The sequence below is a fragment of the Mucilaginibacter sp. UR6-1 genome (assembly GCF_020880975.1).
Taxonomy (GTDB): domain Bacteria; phylum Bacteroidota; class Bacteroidia; order Sphingobacteriales; family Sphingobacteriaceae; genus Mucilaginibacter.
Genome location: NZ_JAJIWP010000002.1, coordinates 906522 through 927250 on the forward strand (window position 1 = coordinate 906522; position 20729 = coordinate 927250).

18 protein-coding genes are annotated in these 20729 nt (G+C 43.4%); 9 read left to right on the forward strand and 9 right to left on the reverse strand.

The window, feature by feature from the left end:
- Positions 1-80: 80 nt before the first annotated feature.
- Together LJ707_RS09330 and LJ707_RS09335 are read right to left on the reverse strand one after the other, a co-directional pair.
- Positions 81-500, reverse strand: a complete 420-nt coding sequence (locus tag LJ707_RS09330; RefSeq protein WP_228950539.1) for a MarR family winged helix-turn-helix transcriptional regulator — start codon at positions 498-500, stop codon at positions 81-83.
- A gap of 164 nt (positions 501-664) precedes the next feature.
- The gene (locus LJ707_RS09335) at positions 665-1255 is read right to left on the reverse strand and encodes a TetR/AcrR family transcriptional regulator (protein ID WP_228950540.1); all 591 of its coding nucleotides are present in this window, start codon (positions 1253-1255) and stop codon (positions 665-667) included.
- 256 nt (positions 1256-1511) lie between these two features.
- Between LJ707_RS09335 and LJ707_RS09340 the strand changes: the two genes are divergently transcribed.
- The 5 genes from LJ707_RS09340 (at position 1512) to LJ707_RS09360 (ending at position 8307) form a co-directional block, all read left to right on the forward strand.
- Positions 1512-2573, forward strand: a complete 1062-nt coding sequence (locus LJ707_RS09340; protein ID WP_228950541.1) for an efflux RND transporter periplasmic adaptor subunit — start codon at positions 1512-1514, stop codon at positions 2571-2573.
- Positions 2574-2582: 9 nt separating this feature from the next.
- Positions 2583-5690 (forward strand): efflux RND transporter permease subunit, encoded by a 3108-nt coding sequence (locus LJ707_RS09345; protein ID WP_228950542.1) that lies wholly within the window; start codon positions 2583-2585, stop codon positions 5688-5690.
- Positions 5691-5700: 10 nt separating this feature from the next.
- Complete coding sequence (locus tag LJ707_RS09350) at positions 5701-6987, forward strand: TolC family protein (RefSeq protein WP_228950543.1); 1287 nt, start codon at positions 5701-5703, stop codon at positions 6985-6987.
- A gap of 50 nt (positions 6988-7037) precedes the next feature.
- Positions 7038-7625 (forward strand): TetR/AcrR family transcriptional regulator, encoded by a 588-nt coding sequence (locus tag LJ707_RS09355; protein WP_228950544.1) that lies wholly within the window; start codon positions 7038-7040, stop codon positions 7623-7625.
- A 139-nt stretch (positions 7626-7764) separates the two neighbouring features.
- A complete protein-coding gene (locus LJ707_RS09360) occupies positions 7765-8307 on the forward strand; it encodes a hypothetical protein (RefSeq protein ID WP_228950545.1) in 543 nt (180 codons plus the stop codon).
- 222 nt (positions 8308-8529) lie between these two features.
- Here LJ707_RS09360 and LJ707_RS09365 read toward each other — a convergent pair whose 3' ends face one another.
- The 3 genes from LJ707_RS09365 to LJ707_RS09375 form a co-directional block, all read right to left on the reverse strand.
- Positions 8530-10317, reverse strand: coding sequence for a M1 family metallopeptidase (locus LJ707_RS09365; RefSeq protein WP_228950546.1), 1788 nt, complete (start codon positions 10315-10317; stop codon positions 8530-8532).
- Between the two features lie 381 nt (positions 10318-10698).
- Complete coding sequence (locus LJ707_RS09370; RefSeq protein ID WP_228950547.1) at positions 10699-11703, reverse strand: hypothetical protein; 1005 nt, start codon at positions 11701-11703, stop codon at positions 10699-10701.
- Between the two features lie 168 nt (positions 11704-11871).
- The gene (locus tag LJ707_RS09375; RefSeq protein ID WP_228950548.1) at positions 11872-12924 is read right to left on the reverse strand and encodes an aldo/keto reductase; all 1053 of its coding nucleotides are present in this window, start codon (positions 12922-12924) and stop codon (positions 11872-11874) included.
- A 275-nt stretch (positions 12925-13199) separates the two neighbouring features.
- Here LJ707_RS09375 and LJ707_RS09380 point away from each other — a divergent pair, with 275 nt between their 5' ends.
- Entirely contained in the window at positions 13200-14087 is an 888-nt protein-coding gene (locus LJ707_RS09380; RefSeq protein ID WP_228950549.1) for a helix-turn-helix transcriptional regulator, read from the forward strand.
- A 53-nt stretch (positions 14088-14140) separates the two neighbouring features.
- Here LJ707_RS09380 and LJ707_RS09385 read toward each other — a convergent pair whose 3' ends face one another.
- Together LJ707_RS09385 and LJ707_RS09390 are read right to left on the reverse strand one after the other, a co-directional pair.
- Complete coding sequence (locus tag LJ707_RS09385) at positions 14141-14725, reverse strand: Crp/Fnr family transcriptional regulator (protein ID WP_228950550.1); 585 nt, start codon at positions 14723-14725, stop codon at positions 14141-14143.
- 23 nt (positions 14726-14748) lie between these two features.
- Positions 14749-17166, reverse strand: a complete 2418-nt coding sequence (locus tag LJ707_RS09390; protein ID WP_228950551.1) for a TonB-dependent receptor — start codon at positions 17164-17166, stop codon at positions 14749-14751.
- 253 nt (positions 17167-17419) lie between these two features.
- On the opposite strand from LJ707_RS09390, the gene LJ707_RS09395 reads away from it, so the two are divergent.
- The 3 genes from LJ707_RS09395 to LJ707_RS09405 are packed head-to-tail and all read left to right on the forward strand — an operon-like array spanning position 17420 to position 19155.
- On the forward strand, positions 17420-18319 hold the full coding sequence (locus tag LJ707_RS09395) for an SDR family NAD(P)-dependent oxidoreductase (RefSeq protein ID WP_228950552.1): 900 nt from the start codon (positions 17420-17422) through the stop codon (positions 18317-18319).
- 46 nt (positions 18320-18365) lie between these two features.
- A complete protein-coding gene (locus tag LJ707_RS09400; protein ID WP_228950553.1) occupies positions 18366-18635 on the forward strand; it encodes an Atu4866 domain-containing protein in 270 nt (89 codons plus the stop codon).
- A 52-nt stretch (positions 18636-18687) separates the two neighbouring features.
- On the forward strand, positions 18688-19155 hold the full coding sequence (locus LJ707_RS09405) for a nuclear transport factor 2 family protein (RefSeq protein ID WP_228950554.1): 468 nt from the start codon (positions 18688-18690) through the stop codon (positions 19153-19155).
- Positions 19156-19300: 145 nt separating this feature from the next.
- Here the strand turns inward: LJ707_RS09405 and LJ707_RS09410 are convergent, their stop codons facing one another.
- Positions 19301-19723 (reverse strand): nuclear transport factor 2 family protein, encoded by a 423-nt coding sequence (locus LJ707_RS09410; protein ID WP_228950555.1) that lies wholly within the window; start codon positions 19721-19723, stop codon positions 19301-19303.
- 77 nt (positions 19724-19800) lie between these two features.
- Positions 19801-20706 carry an AraC family transcriptional regulator gene (locus LJ707_RS09415; protein WP_228950556.1) on the reverse strand — a complete coding sequence of 302 codons (906 nt, stop codon included), beginning with the start codon at positions 20704-20706 and terminating at the stop codon, positions 19801-19803.
- Positions 20707-20729 lie beyond the last annotated feature (23 nt).

Consider the following 20729-nt stretch of genomic DNA (forward strand, 5'->3'; position numbering starts at 1 on the left):
AGTTAAGTGACTTACGCCTGCAAATGTTAAAAATACTCCCAGTATAATCCGGGCAACATTTTGAGCTTTGGAAGTGTGCATTACCTTTGTAAAATTTTGTTTAAAATATTTTTAAGCTGAAAAAGTTCATCGATAGATACGTTCATGCAGTTTACCAACTCCATGGGTATATTCTTAGCGCTTTCTTTCAATTGAATACCCAATGCTGTTAGCGAAATCATTACTACACGCTCGTCTTCTTTACTTCGCGTCCGGTTTACCAGTCCCTTTTGTTCTAATCTTTTTAACAATGGCGTAAGCGTTCCGGTATCGAGAAGTAGCTTTTCGCATAGTTGATTTACCGTTTGCTGCTTGTGCTCCCACAAAACCATTAACACTAAATACTGCGGATAGGTGATGTTTAGCTTAGCCAGCAATGGCCTGTATAGATTAGTAAGATTTCTTGAAAAAGCATATGCCGGGAAGCAGATTTGATGTTCGAGCTTGAGTAAATCTTCCATATACTGTAAACACATGTAACAAATAAATGTTTTGCACAATATAATTTTGCACGATATTTATGTATCAGCGTAACCAAGTTAGTACTATATTCCATGCGGGTACGGGTATGTTGTTAGCGATCGCCGCCACATCCGTAACTTCAGGCTAATACACTTCCTAATATTTAAAGCAGCCCTTTTTGCAGCATTTGGGCTAACCAGGCAACCTGACTGTCACTCTGCGGGAATTTGCCAAAAACGAGTACTTCCTGCTCAAAGCTTTTAAAAGCAGCATTCAATGTTTCTGATAAAAAATCAGTATCTTCTTCTGAAAGCTCGGCGATATCTTTGTTTTCTATCGCCCATTGGATGATCTGTTTAAACACAGCGATCTCTTCTTCGGCAAATCTTCTGAATTTGAACATAAAGCCTGATGGATCTAAACGCAGATCGTCGATGGCCAGTTTATACTTTGATACGATATGGCGGAGATGCTTTAATTTGGTGATATTGAAGGATTCGATATTGGCTGAAAAAGAGCGACGCTTGCTTATAGTATCTTTGCTTTCTGCCAAACAATTTAAAAAGAGCTTTTCGCATACCCCATCCAGCACCTCTTCCTTATTTTTAAAGTAGTGATATATCGTGCTCCGCCCTTTCTTACACTCATTAGAAATATCCTGCATAGATACCCTGAGATAACCGTAACGCTCAAATACAGCGTCTGAAGCCAAAATTATTTCTTCCCGCACCTGATCATTTTCAATCCTTTTCATTGTCGACAAAAATACATTATTTGTTCATACATAATGAACGATTTTATTCATTTAGATGAAAAGTTCATTATAGCGCTTTTATGACAATGAAATTAAAAAATATTAAAATACAAAAAATGTATATTTGTCGAATATTTAAATGATCGGACTTTTAAAAGCCTTTCGCAAACATTATGTTGATCGGGAGGTAAGTTTAATCCGGCTTTATTTATGCAGTAATAATCGACAAAAAAACAATAAACGTTCAATTGATTAAATGAAAACAACGATCACACTGGCCGGAGCAGTTATAACTGCCCTATGGATTACCGGCTGCTCAAACAGCACCAAAATGAAACCGGGGTCGGATACGCTTACGGTAAAAGTATTTAGTTTATCTACTGATGCTACGGCAATTGATGATCGTATTGTTTATGATGGAACGCTGGAAGCAGAAAAAACAATTGACCTGAGCTTCCAGGTTTCCGGCACTATTTTGTCTTTCCCCGTAAAAACAGGAGATTTCGTTAAAAAAGGTCAATTAGTTGGCTCGGTGGACGAAACTACTTATCGCAATCAATACAACGCACAGTTGGCACAGGCTAAACTGGCCAGCGAAAATTATAACCGCATTAACGAGGTATATAAAAAAGGTAGCGTAGCCGAAATTAAAATGCTGGAGGCTAAATCCAATTACGAACAGGCTACCTCCGCCGCGCGTGCAACCTACCAGAATATAGCGCATACACATCTTTATGCCCCGGTAAGCGGCTACGTGGGCGATAAAATGGCAGAAGCCGGAGCAGTGGCCAATCCCGGACAGCCGGTACTGCAATTGTTAGATACCCGCTCGGTAAAAGTATTGGTAGCCGTGCCCGAAAATGAGATCAACCGTTATAAAGCAGGTACGCCTGCAACTATCAAAATTGATGCGCTGGGCAATCAGCCGCTGCAAGGTAAGGTTACCGAAGTGGGCGTGATCGCTTTGAACGGTAGCGCCAATTATAATATCAAAATAGCTCTTCCTAATACCGGTTTGCAGTTAAGGCCGGGCATGCTTTGCAAGGTTTCTTTTCATTCGGCTGAAAACAAAAACATCCAATCTGCTGATGCCAAAGAAATTATTGTGCCCGTACAGGCGGTACAGGTTGATGAAAAAGGGACCAACTTTTTATACATCATGAATGCTCAGAACAAGGCTGTGCGAAAGAATGTGACCACGGGCCAGCTTTACAGTAACGGCGTAACTATCAAATCCGGTCTGTCGGGCAATGAGCAGGTGATCACCTCCGGTTACCAGAAACTTGCCGACCAAACTCCTGTCATTGCCAGCAAATAAGCGCATATCATGAAGAAGAACTCAAACTTAATTGAATGGGCAATGGAGTACCATGTATTCCCGCTCGCGCTATCCGCTGTACTTGTTTTGATCGGCTTAGCCGGGCTTTTTAACATGCCCCGAAATGAATTTCCTGATTTCACCATCAGGCAGGGCCTCATTGTGGGTCAATACCCCGGCGCTTCATCTAAACAGGTTGAAGAACAGCTTACTAAAAAGGTAGAAGAGTATTTATTCAGTAACAACGAAGTTAACAAGAAGAAAACCTACTCTTTTTCACGCGATGGCGTAATGTACATTTTTGTGGAAGTGGCTGATAACCAAAATGCAATTCAAACCAAGGCGTTTTGGAACAAGATCAAGAACGGGATGCTGATTCTACAAAGCCAGCTCCCAAAAGAAGTTAAGGGCTTTTATATTGATAGCGACTTTGGCAACACATCAGCATTGCTGATGGCCGTAGAATCAAAAACAAGGCCTTATAAAGAGCTGCTCCGTAATGTAGAGGATATAGAGGCAGAATTAAGGCAGGTACAGGATGTTGCCAAAATATCGCATACGGGCAACCTGAATGAGCAGCTTACGGTTTATGTAGATAACAACAAGCTGCTGCAAAAAGGGGTATCTGTAAGCAATGTGATGCAGGTGCTGCAAAACGAAGGCGCAATCAATGCAACAGGTAAAGAGGAGGGGAGCGTAGTAGACCAGCCCATTCATTTAAGCACTTATTATAAAACCGAGGCCGAACTTTCTGAACAGATCATCAGGCAGGATCCTGGCGGCAACTCCATTCGTTTACGCGATGTGGCCACTTTAAAACGCGAGTACGATGAGCCGGATAGCTACGTTACCTCCAACGGTACAAAATCTATCGTGATCTCGCTGGAGATGATCACCGGTAAAAATATTGTGCAGTTTGGTAAGGAACTGGAAGAGCATATTGAAAAAGTAAAGCAGCGCCTGCCGGCAGACATTCAACTGGTTAAGCTGGCCGATCAGGCGGAGGTAGTGGATGATTCGATCAGCCATTTTATGAAAGAATTTGCTTTCGCGCTTATTGGTGTGGTAGGTGTAGCCCTGCTGCTGCTGCCATTCAGGGTTGCCGCGGTTGCTGCTGCAACTATACCTATAACCATCGCCGCAACGCTGGGTATCATGTACATGGCCGGTATTGAACTGGATACGGTAACACTTGCCGCCCTGATCGTGGTGTTGGGGATTGTGGTGGATGACCCTATTGTGGTAATTGATAACCACGTAGAAAAGCTGGACCATGGCATGTCGGTTTGGGATGCGGCCATCAGCAGTGCTAAAGAGTTGTTTCCATCGGTGTTTACCGCTACGCTGGCCATATCGGCAACGTTTGTACCGCTGGCATTTTTCATGACCGGTACCGCTAAAGATTTTATCCGCTTATTCCCGGTTACCATCATGATCGCGCTTACCCTGTCGCTGATCATCTCCATGCTGGTTGTGCCTTTTTTTAATACGCTGTTCATCAAAAAAGGATTATTACATAATAAAAAGGAAGAAAAGCGATCATTTTTAGACCGCTTACAGGACTTTTTTAACAGCCACATCGGTAATTCCATGAAGCACTACAAGCTCACCGTATTTTTCGCGGTGCTGTCTGTGGTGATCGGCATAGCCCTTATGGGGGTGCTGCCTCAGCAACTTTTCCCAAAAGTAGAGCGAAATCAATTCGCTATGGAGATCTACCTGCCATCAGGTTACAGGCTTTCACAAACAGACAGCGTGGTTAAGGGCATGGAAAAAATATTAAAGCAGGATAAACGAATTTTGAATTATACCAGCTTTATCGGCAGCAGTTCGCCGCGTTTCCATTCGGTATACGCGCCAAACCTGCCCTCAAAAAACTACGCGCAAATCCTGATCAAAACTGAATCTGAAGACGCGACCGCGGAGGTGATCGTTGATTATCAGCATAAATACGGCAACCTGTTTCCGGCTGCGTATGTTCGCATGAAACAATTGAACATGATCAACGCGCTGGCCGCCATAGAGGTAAGGATCAGCGGAAACGATATTCCGGCTTTAAAACAGGTGGCTAACCAGGTATTGGCTATTGGTAAAACGCATAAACAGGTAACCTGGGCCAGAACAGATTATAACGAGATACAGCCAACCCTTAAAATAGATATTAAAGCGGCCGAAGCTTCAAGGCTTGGATTAAGCAAGAGTGATATTGCCAATGCAATAGCCATGCATTCAGAAGGTATTACAGCTACGCAGATCTGGGAAAACACCTACGCGGTGGATGTGAAAATCAAATCACCAAAAGCGTCGCGGAGTGACCTCTCAGCCCTGCGCGACCTGAACATTGTATCACCACAAACCCAATCAATCATTCCGTTAAGACAGGTTGCGGATGTAAATCCGGATTGGAATGATGGCCAGATAACCCGCAGAAATAGCGTGCGTACGCTAACCGTGCGTATGGATGTAACCCAGGACGCGGTGGCCAACGCCGTATTGATGGATATGCAGCCCGCTATCGAAAAAATAAAACTTCCGGCAGGGGTAGAGCTGCGTTATGGGGGTGAACTGGAGCTACAGGGAGAGAACCAGGGCCCAATGGGTATCGCGCTTGGCGTAAGTATCATTTTGATATTCCTGATCTTGCTGTGGCATTTTAAACATCTCAAACATGCCTTGCTCAGTATCACCACCATGCCGTTAAGTTTATTGGGTGCCGCGTTCGGCCTGTTCATCATGGGCTATCCGTTCGGCTTTACCTCGTTTCTTGGCTTGCTTGCCCTTTGCGGTATTGTGGTGCGTAACGGTATCATATTGATTGACTTTGCAGAAGAATTACGGTTACATGAAGGTAAATCCGTATTTGAAGCGGCAAAACTTTCTGCCGAACGCAGAATGCGGCCAATCTTTTTAACCTCTTCCGCAGCGGCTGTCGGCGTAATACCGATGGTGATCAGCAGGTCATCGTTATGGGGGCCGCTGGGTACCGTTATCTGTTTTGGGTTATTGTTATCCATGCTGCTAACCTTGTTTGTGCTGCCTACCCTGTACTGGCTTTTCTTTCGCAAGGAGGACAAAAACAACCCGGAGAACGAAACACCGCAAACTGTAACCGCATAAGTATATCATCATGAAAGTATTAATAATATCCATCATTATATTAACCGGCTTGCAGGCAAATGCCCAGCAGCATACCATATCCCTGCAGCAAAGCAAGGAGGCCGCCATTGCCTATAGTTACGCGCTTAAAAATGGCCAGCTCCGGGTAAATTCGGCAAAAGCAGAGGTGGCCGCGGCTAAATCAGATTATTTGCCTTCCGTAAGCGCTACGGGTGTCGGGTTGTTTGGCTTTAAAGATTTTGTTCCGGCCATTCCGGATGTATTACCCAAAGGCATCAACAACTTTTACCTTTTAGGCGTTACAGGCACACAAACAATTTATGCCGGCGGTAAAATCAAAACAGGAAACGAATTGGCCGCACTGCAACTGCAGGTAAACGAGATCCGCAAAAAGCAATCGGCCGATTCGGTCATTTTACTAACCGAGCAGAAATACTGGAACCTGGTGAATATACAGGAACAGCAAAAAACGCTGGCTGTTAACGAAACCCTGCTTAACAGTGTGCTTAAGATGCAAAAGGATATGCTGGCTTCGGGCCTGATTGCCCGTAATGATCTGCTGAAAGTAAAAGTGCAGTTAAGCCAGCTACTCGTTAACAAAAGCAAATTACAAAATGGCCGTCGTGTAGCCCTGCTTGATTTCTCGGTATATACCGGTATCCCTTTCGACTCGCTAATGGTGATGCAGGATACATTTGATAAGAACAATACCCCCGCACTGCCTTCATTGCAACCCGATACCGCTTTGGATAGAAATACCAATTACCAGTTGTTAACCAAGCGTGTGTTGGGCGAAAAGCTGCAAACCCGGTTATCTAACGGTGATAATTTGCCCAGCCTGGCGGTAGGTGTGAGTGCCTCACAGGTGGGTTCTTTTGGCAATAGCATAGGCAGTACTTTTTCTCCGGCCAGCTTTGTAACTCTTAGTATACCCATATCTAACGGTTTGTGGGGCCGCGGCAAGCAGAAGATCAGCCAGCGCAGGATCAATGAAGAAATTGCACGGAACGATTATAAGGACGGGCAAAACCAATTGCGGGTAGGAATAATCCGTTACTGGTATGATATGCAGGACCAGCTAACGCAGATCCGCTATGCCAAAGACAACCTGGAGCAGGCTACTGAAAATTTAAAGGTCAATCAGGATAATTACAAAGCTGGTTTAGCCACTGTATCTGAAGTGCTTGATGCGCAAACCGCGTATCAGCAGGCATCCGGTACAGTTGTTACCGCATTCGCGGATTTTTATGTGCGGGTAGCTATTTACAATTACGTTACCGCTAAAACAGATAAATAGCAGTGGTGTGTCGGGTTTCTTGAGGGACGATATGAGTTAATAAGCGAAAAATGGACGATAAAAGAGCGTTTATAATAGTTTGTGCGATTGAACTTTTTATAAAATATGGTATTGTTAGTGTAACGATGGATGAGGTTGCGACAGCTACAGGCATGTCGAAGAAAACTGTTTACCAATATTTTGACAATAAAGCCGTCCTGGTTGAAACGGTAATTGATCATTTAATAAAAAAATGTAAAAATATTATCAGCTCAAATATTGAAACCTCAAAAGACCCTGTTCAGGAGTTAGTACTTCAACGGGGTCTTTTTAAGGAATTGATCGCTTTGAGAAATGTGTTTAATGAAGTTATACTCAAAAGGTATCCGAGGGCTTTAAGAGCGCTTCGTAAATTTAAGGGCAATTGCCTGAAAGCAGTAATTGAATTAAATTTATTGAATGGCGTGGCAAAGGGGCTATACCGGCAGGAATTGGATATTCAAGGGACAGCAGCTATTTATATATCTGTAGCGGATTTTTACCTTTTTCATAGCTTGAATAATCGGGATGAGATATTTGAAGCCCTTCAGCTATTTATCAACGGTATAATTACTAATGATGTGGATGCCGCGTTGTTGCAAAATATGATGAAAGGGTAAAAGTTTAAATTTTGTAGTTGCCGGCTCGCGGTAACCGCTAATTCATTCAGCGGAAAAAGTATTAGCCGGTAAGATATTAATTGCCATTTTTCTATACCTAAAATGATTATAGAGCGGAACCAGGTAATTATAACCAAAAATGATGCAGGAAACTAAAAGCTACTACCTTCCGGCTTACCGGTCTGTTATCATCGGTATAATCCTGATCCTGGTGGGGCTTGGTGCCACTTTCGGCGGGATTGATCCCCATCAAAATTTATGGTACAACTTTCAAATTATATTGATCAGCTTTGATGGCGTATTTGACTTTATTGTTTCCATTATGCTGTTATTTTTTAAAGCTGGTTTTATTGCAGGCGGATATCTTTATATCAGATACGCCAAAGGTGTGGAGCGGGCCCGGCTGGATAACAAAGGCTTTTATTACCGGGAAATTCCAAAGGGATCGGGGCTATCCAAACTGGGGATGGACACGGGGCCTTTAACCTTTTCTCCCTATCATGCCATTAGGGATATCAGCTTTAAAAAGAATTTCTGGACCGGCAGTCAGATCATTATAACATTAAACTCGGGTATTTTACCTTTAGTGGCACTGGGCGTATTAAAGGATCACGAAAAATTGGAAATCGTTACCACGATCAGATCACATCTTCAAAAAGCCGATGAAGCGCCCGGAACTTAGAGCGAAACAGGCAACCCGCAATTGAAAAAGGAATTCTTCCAACTATGGTAACTACAAACCTTTCTGTACCTTATACCGCATCAAACTGTGTTTGTAAAGTCGCATTCGATGCAATATACGATCCCAATACCGCAGGCAGCTACAACGAAGCGATAAGCTATTAAACATTAATTTACCACCCAGTGTAGTAATATGAATTGTTTACAGGTGCTTTTTGAGCGTTTATCGGCCGGAAGTATGCCAGTTGTTGTTTTGCGGATCTACATCTGCATCATAAGCATTGCCAAGTAACACCCGTTCCACCTGCTCGGCGGCTTTGAATGATATAACAATCTTAACCCGGTTCTGTGACCATATCTCCGCCGTCTTTGTTATATTAAGCTTTCGGCCGCTTTTTAAAAGCACTGTTAAATGAACAGGCACAGGTGCTTTACCGACATTAGTAACTGTGATGCGATAGCTTGAGCCATAACGTTTAACATTGCTGATAGCGAGATCAGGGATTGCCTTTTCAAAGTACCATGCTTTCCAAAACCAGTTCAAATCTACACCAGCTTCTGCATTCATACTATTAAAAAAATCGAAAGGAGATGGATGTTTTCCCGCCCATGAGTTAATAAAATGGCGTGTTGCCTGAAGGAATTTTCGCTCGCCCAGCATTTCTCTAAGATAAAAAAGGGCAAGCGCAGGTTTTAGGTCTTTATCAGCAAAACGTGCTTTGCCGTAAAGCTGTGCGGTGGGTGTCATTACAGGTACATCTTCTGCCAGGCCGGCATAGTCATTTACTGAACTCAGATCATATTTTAGTTCAACAGCAGGGTCCAGAAAAGGGTGAAACAGAAATTCCGTCATTGTTGCCCAGCCCTCATCCATAAAAGAGTACTTGGTTTCGTTGGTACCCACATAAAAAGGAAAAAGCGTATGAAAAACTTCGTGTGCTGTAAATTCAACCATATCCTTTGGGTCTTCAAAAGGCAGGTTATTCACCATCATCGGATATTCCATCGCATCCAATCCGTCAAAAATGGTCATGTGCGGATAAGGAAAAGGTATACCCGGAAAATGATAACTCATTTGCTGCACGGTTTGCCTGATATAACCCGCAACCGGGTAATAGGTACTGTGCCTGTGGTTGTATACGGCGTCTACACGGGTTCGCCGCCCGGTTTTTGCATCTACTTTTAAACTTGATGCTTTCCAAACGTAATGGTTGCTTACGGCAAAGGCAAAATCGGTTACACCGGTCGCTTCAAACATCCAGGTATTCAGGTTGCGGTTTTTAGTGATATGGCCTTTTTCAATGTCCGTGTTGCTGATAATATCAACAATACTGTCCTGCAACTCTGCCCTGGCGATCCGGGCAGCGAACTCTGGTTCATAAACCTCAGCCGTATTTTTCAGGTCGCCGGTAGCCCATACCTGATAATTGCCGGGTACAGTAACGCGTACGTTAAAATTGCCGTAATCATTATAAAATTCTTCCTTGCCCAAGTAAGGGTATTCATTCCAGCCGTCAATATCATCGTAAACAGCCACCCTTGGAAAGCAATAGGCCACAAAGCAGGCACCTTTTTCAATCTGTCCTGTTCGGTTGAACGACCCTGCATTGAGCTTGTAAGTGTAAGATATTTTGATGGCGGTGTGTTTGCCTGGCGTAATTTTCAAACCACGGATGTGCATATTGGTTCCGTTGATACGTCTATTCACACTATCAACCGGTGATCCGTCGACGCTCATGGCGCTAATCCTGACACCGGGGCCCAGATCCGAACTTGCGATGCCGGTATTCCTCATCGAATTGGCTTTATATAAATTAGGATAGAGCTTAAATAATAACGTAGAAAGCGTATCGGGGCTGTTATTTATGTAAGCGATTTCCGCTTCCCCGATCAGTTCCAGTGTTTCAGGATCAAAATGGATATCGAGTTTATAGTCAGCCGAATTTTGCCAATATTTTTTACCTGGAAAACCTGTCGTTGTTCGTGTTCCATTTTTGACCGCCTTTTCCATATTTCGGTCCAGAGGCAGCGCTTGTCCTGAGCAAACCTGGGCATAAAATAGCACTGATAACAGTAATATAGAAAATGACTTAAAATAATGATTGGCTGCTTTCTGAAAAGCGGGTTCTGAGTTCATGAGATACAGTTATGGAATTTAGACCACTGATAGATCCGCTTGCAAATGTATCGCAACCCATTGTTATTCTATAATACAATTTTTATCAAAAAAGGCTGTCTCCAAATGGAGCAGCCGTGTATTTATTGGGGGCAGGGGGCTTTAACAAATGTAAGGGGAATAGTTTTTAAGAGCATATTGTATAGGCCCCTGGTACGTTTTTCGAGGGTTTGGCTTTGGTTAAGATCCTATGGTGTGGTAATAATTAACACGCTATTACAATGCCTGTATTATTACGTCAATTCCGAACTCTTCTATGCGGGTTGTTATTTCATCCGATAATAAGATGGTTTCTGGAAGATACAGACCGCCTGCCGGGATGCCGGGATGATCACCCAAACCGAGTATTTTTTCGGTTATCAGAAAAATACTGACCGCAGTGAGGTGGCCGTACCCTTTCGGATCGGAAACTATCGTACGTAACTTACTGTTTTCTCCAGTCGTTAGTACGCCTTCCATATCAATGTAAAGATCATGCGAAGCTGAGATACCTTTATGTGTACCTATGGATACCCCTGTAGCAAAATCAAAACGAACATTTGGAGAACCGGTAATAGCAGCAAGACTTGGTACATCCAGGGTACCCATTGGATAGCCGGTAGCTTGTGTGCCGTTATATAAATGAATATCCCGGGCATTCTCTTTCGCATCAACAAACTTCCATTCTCCCTGACTCCGGAGGAGTGCATTGCCAACAAATTTTTTGACCTGCTCGGCCACCATTGGCCCAACCGGGTCCCGTTCGTCATACAAGCCTGCTGTTTCTACACGGGTTATCTCGCTGAATTTTGTCGAAATCTGTTTGGCTATCAATGTTATTATTCCTGCCTGCCAATGGCTTGCTAATACGATAGGTGCCGGGAAGGCTTTATATAATGATCGACACACTACCGGCGAAATATCTTCGGCCATCTCAGTTATGGTAATGCAGGCAAATCCATTTAAAATGGCTGCTTCCTGCAATATGTTGCTACGATCCTCGGTTGCTGCAATTACCAGATTGATAGCGCCGTATTGTTCCGCATTGAACCCTGCTTTTAAATCAAGATAGGCAGTTTTTGCATTCCCAAGTTCGCGGGCTAACTGTTCTCCATGCTGAGGAGTTCTGCCCGCAAGGATCAGTTCAACATCCTGATACCGCTTTCTGATAAGGCGGGCAACGTTGCCTCCAACTAATCCGTAACCGCCGGCAATTAAAATGCGTTTTTTCTTTAATTCCATATCATTAAACTAATCATCTGTAAAAAGCTCACCCGGCCTCAACACCAGCCGGATGAGCATTGGTTGTTTAATTCTCTTTTATGTAAGATGAATTGATAGAAGAAGGATCAGAAACTTCTTGTTTTAAAAAGCGTTTGCTTAGCTGTTAAAGCATATTGCTACAATCTTTTAAGACGAACGTCCTTCCCATAGATTTACCTCACCAAGACGGTCGGCACCCTGGGTATCTATCATCCATCCCGGATATTCAGGCGGCAAGGTGCTCACCTCATCCAGTTGTTTGATCTCAGCTTCGGATAGCTGCAAATCAATAGCTGCAAGATTATCCTGCAGTTGCTCGTTACGTTTTGCACCTATTACTATAGTTGTAACCACTTTTTTTGATAACAACCAAGCCAGCGCAACACGGGCCGGGCTACAGTTATGTGCTTTTGCTATCGGCGCAATAACATCTAATATATTCCAGGCCCTTTCCTTATCAACGATAGGGAAATCAAAGCCCGACCTTCTGGAGTTTTCGGGGTTTTGGTTCTCCCTGCTGAACTTGCCTGAAAGTAAGCCGCCAGCCAGCGGACTCCAAACCATTAAGCCCATTTTTTCTTCTTCCAGCAAAGGAATTATCTCACGCTCCAGATCCCGGCCTGCGATAGAATAATAGGCTTGCAGGGAATCAAACCGGGCGAGATTTTTTGAAGAAGATATGCCCAGTGCTTTCGCGATTTTCCAGGCCTGCCAGTTTGAGCAGCCTATATAACGTACTTTACCTGAGCGAACCAAGTCATCCAATGAGCGTAATATCTCTTCGGTTGGCGTTAGAATGTCGTTCGCGTGGATCTGGTATAGGTCTATGTGATCTGTCTGCAGATTTTTTAAACTGGCTTCAATACCATCCATGATGTGTTTTCGTGATGCACCTACATCATTCCGACCGGGCCCCATACGGGAATATACCTTTGTAGCAATGACAACGTCTTTTCTGGCGATATTCAGATTTTTGAAAGCCTGACCGAGTGTCCGCTCGCTTTCACCGGCAGAGTATACATCCGCGGTGTCAAAAAAGTTGATGCCGGCATCGAACGAACTTTTAATGAGTTGGTCGGCATCGGTTTGGCCAACGTTACCAATATGTTCATAGATACCTGTACCCGGCCCCATAGTCATGGTGCCTAAACAAAGCCGCGATACCAGCAGCCCTGTGTTTCCTAATGTTTTGTATTCCATTTTCTTGTTTTTAAGTGATAAATGATAAATCAAAGTTATGGCGGGTTGAAAAAACCAAGTTGCGGTAATCAAACCATAAACTGCAAAAATCAAACCTCCTGAAAAGGGATAAACAAAGGTTTAAGGTGTTTCGTATTCGCAACTTTCGGTTTGATTTGCGCAGGTGCTGACGGTTATGGCGTGTTTACCTTTGTAAATGAATGGTGTTGGCTTTATCCGGATGCATCGGCGCGAGCCAATAATACATGGTGAAGAAGCAATAAAAGACAGGAATTATGGGAACTTTAGCAGAACTTGAAAAACATATTTGGATGCCCGATCATCTCCAAAGACAGATGGGGCAATTCAATGTTTTTGCAATAGATAATACACCCGGCAATTATGTTAATTGCCAGCCATATAACCGGAAAGGTTTTTATAAGATCAGCCTGCTCAAAGGGCATACACGGTTGTTTTATGCCGACAAGGACCTGGAGTTTAAAGAAAGTGGCTTGCTGTTTTCAAACCCTTATGTACCGTACTCATGGGAGCATTTAGGTAATGCGCAAACCGGGTTCTATTGCATTTTTACCGAAGCGTTTTTTGACGAACACTATCAGATGAAGGATTATCCGGTTTTTAAACCCGGTAATAATGCGTTATTTGAACTATCAGCCACGGAGGTAATTGAGATCAGCAGCGTATTCCGGCGCATGCAGGAAGAGATTGATACGGATTTTGTATACAAATATGATGTTCTGCGCAACCTTACGCTCGACTTGATCTATAAGGCGCTTAAAATGCAACCGGCAAAAAGTCTGCCGGGTTCTGAGTCTAACGGATCGGTCAGGGTAGCAGCCCTGTTTACAGAATTATTGGAGCGGCAGTTTCCTATTGAATCAACAGGCCAGCGCATTAGGCTCAGGTTTCCGTCTGAATATGCCGACCACCTATCGGTACACATTAACCACCTTAACCGTTCCTTAAAAAAGGTAACAGGGCAAACAACTTCGCAACTCATTGCAGCAAGGGTAATGCAGGAAGCACGAATACTTTTACAACATACCGATTGGAATATCTCGGAAATAAGCTGGTGCCTGGGGTTTGAAGAGTTACCTCACTTTATTAATTTTTTCAAAAAGAATGCGGTGTTGACTCCGAAGCATTTTCGTAACAACCACTAAATTATTTCAAGCGAATAAAAAAAGGAGCTGATCAGCTCCTTTTTTTATGGTATCTAAAAAATCTTCTTCCTTATCCGGCTTAAAGTTTCGGGCTTGATGCCCAGGTAAGACGCAATGTGATGCTGAGGTATCTCCGCGATAATATTAGGATGTTCTGTAAAAAGGTTCAGATAACGTTGCTTAGGCGTATCATAAATAAATGAAACCTGCCGTTTTATACTTGCGCGCAATGAAGCTTCGTAAACGAGGAAAAAGCCTTTTAATAAATTAGGATATTTAAATGCCAATTTTTCTACCTCAAAAAAGTCAGCCTCGAAACATACCGAATCTTTCATTGCCTGAGCGTTGGAGAGCCCGGGCGAACTATCTCTTATTGAATCCAGATCTGCGAGCATGTATGGGTTGAAGAAAAAATTGGAGGTATGCTCTTCTCCATCATTCATATAATAGCATCGTAGCGCGCCCGAGTGCAGAAAATATAAATTTTTTATCGGCTCTCCCTCCCGGTAAAGGTGATCCCATTTCTTTATCTTCACTACCCGGAATAAATTAGCATATTCATTGAATTCTTCTTCAGTTACAGGCGACATGAAGTTTGTGAACGCTTTCAATGAATCCCTTATTTCCTGATCTTCCATAAGCTCAAAATTATGATAAAGGTTTAAAACTGCAATTTGTAACCAAAGTCCGGAAACAAACCTATCTGATCTGCCTGATCCACATTATTGGTAAGGCGATTATATCGACGTACAAATACATTCTTTTTATTGGTTACGTTTTGCAGATCAATATAAAACTGGTGCGATATTTTTTTACGGCTGCTGTTCAGTTTCATCCCCAGTTTTATATCCATACGAAAGTAAGCGTCGTATTGTCTGCTGAAGGCATTATTATCCTGTAATATCTCATAACCGGCCGAGCGGCTGGCTGCCAGGTCTACCGGTGTATAATAGCGGCCACCGGCCGTGCTAAGTCGTGTATCGGCAAAAAATACATTACGGCCGCTGCCCACCTTAAACTCTTTTCCGGCAAGTACGTTCACTACGTAACCATTATTAAAAGGCGAATTACGTTCTATGCCGTCACTTCCTTTATATTTAGCCTCAAATACCGAAGCCGTTGTAAGGCCGTACCAGCCGTTTGATAAAAATTTCTCAATTGTTAGCTCAACGCCGGTATTACGGCCCGTTCCCTTGCTAACTAAACCAAACTTATCTATACTAAAGCCAAAAGTTGCACCTTCGGTAAGCGACGAATAGCTGCCCGGGGTGGCTTCAACCGCTGCCTTGCTGATGCTTTGGTAGTAGGCTTCAATTTTGGTACGCCAGCCGCTGGCCGGGCGCACATCATAACCCACTACATAGTGGTTGCTCTGTACCAGATCAAGGTTCTTGTTGCTTTGCACCGGGCTTCCGTTGACGTATTGGTTAAGGAATAATATAGGTGCGGGAACATTTTGATGGTGCAGGCCGTAACCAAAGGAAATATTGTGTGCGGGAGCCACTTTCCAGGTGAGTGAGGCACGCGGCTCGGCCACAAAAGCCTTGTTTAATGAAAAGTACTGCCCATGCAAACCCGCATTTAGTGTCAGGCTTTCCAGCAGCCGGTACTGCCCCTGCACATAAGGTTGAAAAACAGTATAGTTGTTATCGCTATTGATCAGGTTAATATAATCAGGGTAGCTGTCACCATTAGCGTCCCCCTGCCGTTCGCGGGTAGTGAGCTCAGCGCGCAACCGGTACTGCTCTAACAAGATACCGCCCCGCAACGTAAAGCGGTTATTATAACGGGCATTATAAACCGACGAAAGGGTAATGCGCCTTTCGTTGTTATCAATGTTGGTAAAAGGCAGGGTTGTTGGTTGTGTGGTGCCATAGTTAAAAATGCGTTCGCGGTCTACCTTTTCGGTACTTGACGAACCGCCGATGGTAGTTTTGATAGAGGAATGATCATTGATAGATATCTGGTGCTTTAAGCCAAGTACACCAAACTGCGATTTTACATCTGTATTCTCATCTTTTGCAGCAAACAGGTCAGACTCATCAATACCATCGCCCCTGAAATTTATGTTGGAGCGGGCTGCTATGCCGAATAAGGAAAAGTTACCGATCTTAGTTTTTCCCAGATCGAAATTGAAGGACAGATCCATATAGTTTGGCTGGGCAGTGGTACCGCCGGCGCCAAACAGGCCGGCCAAGCCGTAACGCCCGGCAACCAGGAAGGAACCCTTCTTGCCCAAAGGTCCTTCGGCCATGGCCTCGGCACCTGTAAATGCACCGGCTGAGAGGGTATATTCGTAAGCATCTTTGTTCCCTTTTCTAAATGCAATATCAAAAACACCGCCCAAGGCATTGCCATATTCGCCCGGAAAGGCCGAAGTAATAAAATCGGAGTTCCCCATCACATTTACATTAAGTGCTGATACCGGGCTGCCGGTGGTACCCAGGCTTGAAAAGTGATTTGGGCTGGGTACCGGTATGCCCTCAATACGCCAAAGTACACCTGTAGGCGAGTTACCGCGTACTATTATATCGTTGCGGCTGTCATCAGGGGCAGATACACCGGCAAAATTGGTTGCCAAACGGGCCACATCACTCCGTCCGCCTGCAAATTTCGAAATTTCTTCAGGGCTTACCTGCCTGGCGCTTACCGCAGCCAGTTTATTCAATGGCCTGTCCTTGGGCGGGCCCGCACTTATCACCACTTCGGCCAGGCTGTTAAATTTTTCTGTTAGCTTAACGTCAGCAACCACATCCTTACCGCTGCTTACGTCAACATTGGGTATTGTAGTTCTTTCATAACCTATAAAAGTGATGATAAGTGTTTTGCGGCCTACAGGCACATTGCTTAACCGGTAGGTACCGTCTGGCCCTGTAGTGGCTTTAAGTGTGCTATCTTCTGCTATCGTTACCGTTGCATTTTTAAGCGGATTATCAACAGCGGCATCGGCAATGTGGCCACGTATGTTACCAGTTTGAGCAAAGGTATGCGAGGCCAAAAAAATAAAGACACCAAAAACTGAAATAAAAAGGGTCAAATTTTTCTTGTTCGGGGTGTTGGTCGTTGTAAAACATTTCATTTTATGTGTTTTAAAAAGTGATGCAGCAAAAGTATCCTGATGAGAAAAAACGCAACGTTGACTTTGGTCAAGAAATGGTTTGTGTTACTGGTAGATGTTAAATAACCGGTAGAATAAGGCTAATAATATCAATATGCCCCCGGTTATTACACGCTAAGTATGTTTGATTTTTACAGTTTTTGGTTTTGTATTCGCAGCTATATAGCATTGAAAGTCAGTTAAATTTGATTTTATAATACCTAAAAACACAAAAATGGAAAACGACAAGAATTTAACCGTCCTGATCACAGGCGCAGGATCAGGAATGGGTTTACACACTGCCCAAACATTAGCCTTACTGGGTTATAAAGTATTTGCCGGTATCAGAGATCCGCAAGGCCGTAACGCGCACAAATCCAAACGGCTACTTGAGCCTGTAGAAAGCCAGGGTAAAAGCATGGAGATCGTAGATCTGGACATACTTTTAGAAGACTCGTGTGAACAGGCAGCAAAAACCATCATTGATAAGGAGGGGGCCATCGATGTTGTTATTCACAATGCCGCTCACCTTTTTATCGGATACGCAGAAGCCTTTAAACCGGAACAGATCGCCAGTTCATTCAACACTAACGTATTAGGCGCGCACCGTTTGAACCGGGCTGTTTTGCCCTACATGCGTAAGGAAGGCAAAGGCCTTATTTTGTATGTAGGTAGCGGTATTACCAATGTAACAGCGCCTTTCATGGCTCCCTATGTGCTCGGAAAGGCCGCCCTTGATGCACTGGCCGAGAATACAGCTTATGAGATCAGCCAATTTGGGGTAGAATCTACCATATTGATGCCTGGTGTGTATATGGACGACACTTCGCATTTTGAAACTGCCGAATTTCCGGCAGACGAAACTGTAATGAAAGCGTATGACCGCCTTCAAAAAGACTATGATCATTATGAAGACGGCCTGCGAAACCTGTTCCGTTTTGGTGATGCACCTATACAAAGCGTTGCCGACAAAATTGCAGAGATATTGGCATTGCCTGCCGGTGAAAGGCCTTTAAGAACAACGGTAGATTATTCGGACTGGGTGGCCGAACCGGGTAACGGCGTGAGGGAAGCACTTACCGAAAGGGCATTTAAGATATTAGGATACAGTCATCTTTTAAAGATCAAGAAATAATTATTTTCCGGGATGTGACAGGTCCCGGAGCTATTAAAATCAGTTTATGGAAAGTAATAAATATATCGGTATGTGGGTAACCGCTGATGGCTACATACGGCAGGAACTGTTGCCTAATGGCAGGTACGATGAAGCCCGAGGCAACAGGCAGAGTGCTTATACAGGAAGGTATGAGATAAGTGGTACCCATATAGAATACTGGGATGATACCAATTTTACCGCTGACGGTGATTTTACTGACGATAATACCCTGTCGCACGGTGGGTATATCTTTTATCGCGAAGATGCAGACAGACAAAAAAATAGCGTTCTATAAAATTTAACATCGAAGGAGATCACACCATGGTCTGCTTTTTTTAACAAATACCATGAAAAACATCATACCCCCCCTGATTGCCGTTATACTTATGGCTTTTATCTGCGGCTGTCAAATCAAGGAAGATAATTTGACCGCATCAAACAAAAAGCAGATTCAAACCGCGTTTGACAACTGGAAGAAAGGCAAGGGAACCGTGTTTGACCTGCTTGATGAGAATGTAACCTGGGTAGTTGCCGGTTCAAGCCCTGTTTCGGGTACTTATCGTTCTAAAAAAGAGCTGTTAGATGTAGTCAGGCAGATCAACGCTAAACTTTCAGGCCCGATAGTACCCGAGGTAAAGCAGATCATTGCACAGGATGATGTGGTTGTTGCAGTATGGCAAGGAAAAGCACCTGCAAAGGATGGCAACGTTTACAGCAATACATATTCGTGGGTGCTGACTTTAAAAGAGGGTAAGATCATCCGCGTAACGGCGTTTCTCGATACTTATCTCTTGTCCCAATTATTAGGACAATGAATGGCTCACACAATCCTGTGAATCTTTATTAAAGCAAAAATATAAGCCTGTCCGAGATTATTCTCAGACAGGCTTAGTTAACGAATGCAGTTTGATTGATATATTAAGGCGATCGCTCAGTTTTTTACATTACAAGCTAACCATTTTACAATTGAATGCGGTTCACAATGTTGTAATAGGCATCAAGGTCAAGCCATTCTATCCCCGATACAACTTTGCCATCTTTCATGGTCATGATATACAGGTATTCATTCCCATAAGGTTTACCATCAATAGCCTCACTCGCGCTCTTTATCCTGGCAAATACCTCGTTCCCGTCTGCCCATACGCCTATGGTTTTAACAGCTAACGGTTTTGCTAATCGCTGATACAAGGCATCTTCTGCTTTTTCAAACAGTTCCTTCATTCCATAATAGGTTCCAGCCACCGGGCCATAACCTGCAATTGTCCATTCAATATCCTCTATAAAAAGATCCTTAAAAAATATGGTAAAGTCTTGCGCTGATTTTGCCAGCGTGTTCTTTACTATTTGTTTATTTAATTCTTCCTGTGCTATATTCCTTTCCATAATAATAGTTGTTTATTACAAAATTAGGATCGCTTCAGGTCATCCGTTTGTGGTTATGAAACCAATATTTGTCAAATTCAAACCTGCCGGAATGATGATGGATTGAGCCCGGTGTTTTTTTTAAAGAAGTTGTTAAACTGGGCCTGATCTTCAAACCCAAGTACATGGCTTATCTCTGCTATGTTCCAGTTGGTATGCCTCAGTAATGCTTTCGCTTCAGTTATAAGCCGTTCAGCAATTAGGTCGGTAGTGGTACGTCCTGTAGTTTTCTTGATAGCACGGTTCAGATAATTTACGTGTACTGATAATCGTTCTGCGATTACGTTGGGCGAGCGAAGCTCGAAGCGATGAGTCGTATTTATAATCGGAAATTGCCGTTCCAGCAGTTCAGTGAACACTGCGGCAATACGGGATGACGCATCAGGATGCTGGAAGAGTTTATCCAGCGGCTGGAGTTTCATAGCCGTGTAGATCAGCTCGCTTACATAGTTTTTGATCAGTTCATGTTTATAGATATATTCAGAATTGATCTCACTGATCATTTTCTCAAACGCCGTTTTAACGATCAGGTATATTTCATCATTTAATGAAAATACAGGCTGCGCACCTGCACTGAAAACAGGAAGATGGTAAAGGCCGAGACGAAGGCTGTCCTGAAAAAGATCATCTTTAAATACACAGAAATAGCCTTTGGTTTGTGGCCTGAGCGGATCGGAAGTGTAAGGCACTCTCGGGTTAAAAAACAACAGCGTTTTACCGCTTACCTCAATACTTTTATCTCCATAGTGAAACACATTGTCTCCTTCAAACAACATTATTTTATAGAAATCTCTGCGGATATAAGTTGGCGTAACAGAGCCGGCATGTATCCAGTCCTCAATTCTAAAAACATCGAAATGACCGACCTTCATGACCGGCCTTTCTTCAATACCATTAAACTTTTGTTTATAAAACTCTGCTAATGATTCTGTTGTTTTCGGCATATGTTTTTAAAGTATCCAATTAA

Excerpts from the sequence above, each read along its gene's own strand:
- LJ707_RS09330 (WP_228950539.1), bottom strand. The coding sequence starts at position 500 with ATGGAAGATTTACTCAAGCTCGAACATCAAATCTGCTTCCCGGCATAT.
- LJ707_RS09335 (WP_228950540.1), bottom strand. The coding sequence starts at position 1,255 with ATGAAAAGGATTGAAAATGATCAGGTGCGGGAAGAAATAATTTTGGCT.
- LJ707_RS09340 (WP_228950541.1), top strand. The coding sequence starts at position 1,512 with ATGAAAACAACGATCACACTGGCCGGAGCAGTTATAACTGCCCTATGG.
- LJ707_RS09345 (WP_228950542.1), top strand. The coding sequence starts at position 2,583 with ATGAAGAAGAACTCAAACTTAATTGAATGGGCAATGGAGTACCATGTA.
- LJ707_RS09350 (WP_228950543.1), top strand. The coding sequence starts at position 5,701 with ATGAAAGTATTAATAATATCCATCATTATATTAACCGGCTTGCAGGCA.
- LJ707_RS09355 (WP_228950544.1), top strand. The coding sequence starts at position 7,038 with ATGGACGATAAAAGAGCGTTTATAATAGTTTGTGCGATTGAACTTTTT.
- LJ707_RS09360 (WP_228950545.1), top strand. The coding sequence starts at position 7,765 with ATGATGCAGGAAACTAAAAGCTACTACCTTCCGGCTTACCGGTCTGTT.
- LJ707_RS09365 (WP_228950546.1), bottom strand. The coding sequence starts at position 10,317 with ATGGAAAAGGCGGTCAAAAATGGAACACGAACAACGACAGGTTTTCCA.
- LJ707_RS09370 (WP_228950547.1), bottom strand. The coding sequence starts at position 11,703 with ATGGAATTAAAGAAAAAACGCATTTTAATTGCCGGCGGTTACGGATTA.
- LJ707_RS09375 (WP_228950548.1), bottom strand. The coding sequence starts at position 12,924 with ATGGAATACAAAACATTAGGAAACACAGGGCTGCTGGTATCGCGGCTT.
- LJ707_RS09380 (WP_228950549.1), top strand. The coding sequence starts at position 13,200 with ATGGGAACTTTAGCAGAACTTGAAAAACATATTTGGATGCCCGATCAT.
- LJ707_RS09385 (WP_228950550.1), bottom strand. The coding sequence starts at position 14,725 with ATGGAAGATCAGGAAATAAGGGATTCATTGAAAGCGTTCACAAACTTC.
- LJ707_RS09390 (WP_228950551.1), bottom strand. The coding sequence starts at position 17,166 with ATGAAATGTTTTACAACGACCAACACCCCGAACAAGAAAAATTTGACC.
- LJ707_RS09395 (WP_228950552.1), top strand. The coding sequence starts at position 17,420 with ATGGAAAACGACAAGAATTTAACCGTCCTGATCACAGGCGCAGGATCA.
- LJ707_RS09400 (WP_228950553.1), top strand. The coding sequence starts at position 18,366 with ATGGAAAGTAATAAATATATCGGTATGTGGGTAACCGCTGATGGCTAC.
- LJ707_RS09405 (WP_228950554.1), top strand. The coding sequence starts at position 18,688 with ATGAAAAACATCATACCCCCCCTGATTGCCGTTATACTTATGGCTTTT.
- LJ707_RS09410 (WP_228950555.1), bottom strand. The coding sequence starts at position 19,723 with ATGGAAAGGAATATAGCACAGGAAGAATTAAATAAACAAATAGTAAAG.
- LJ707_RS09415 (WP_228950556.1), bottom strand. The coding sequence starts at position 20,706 with ATGCCGAAAACAACAGAATCATTAGCAGAGTTTTATAAACAAAAGTTT.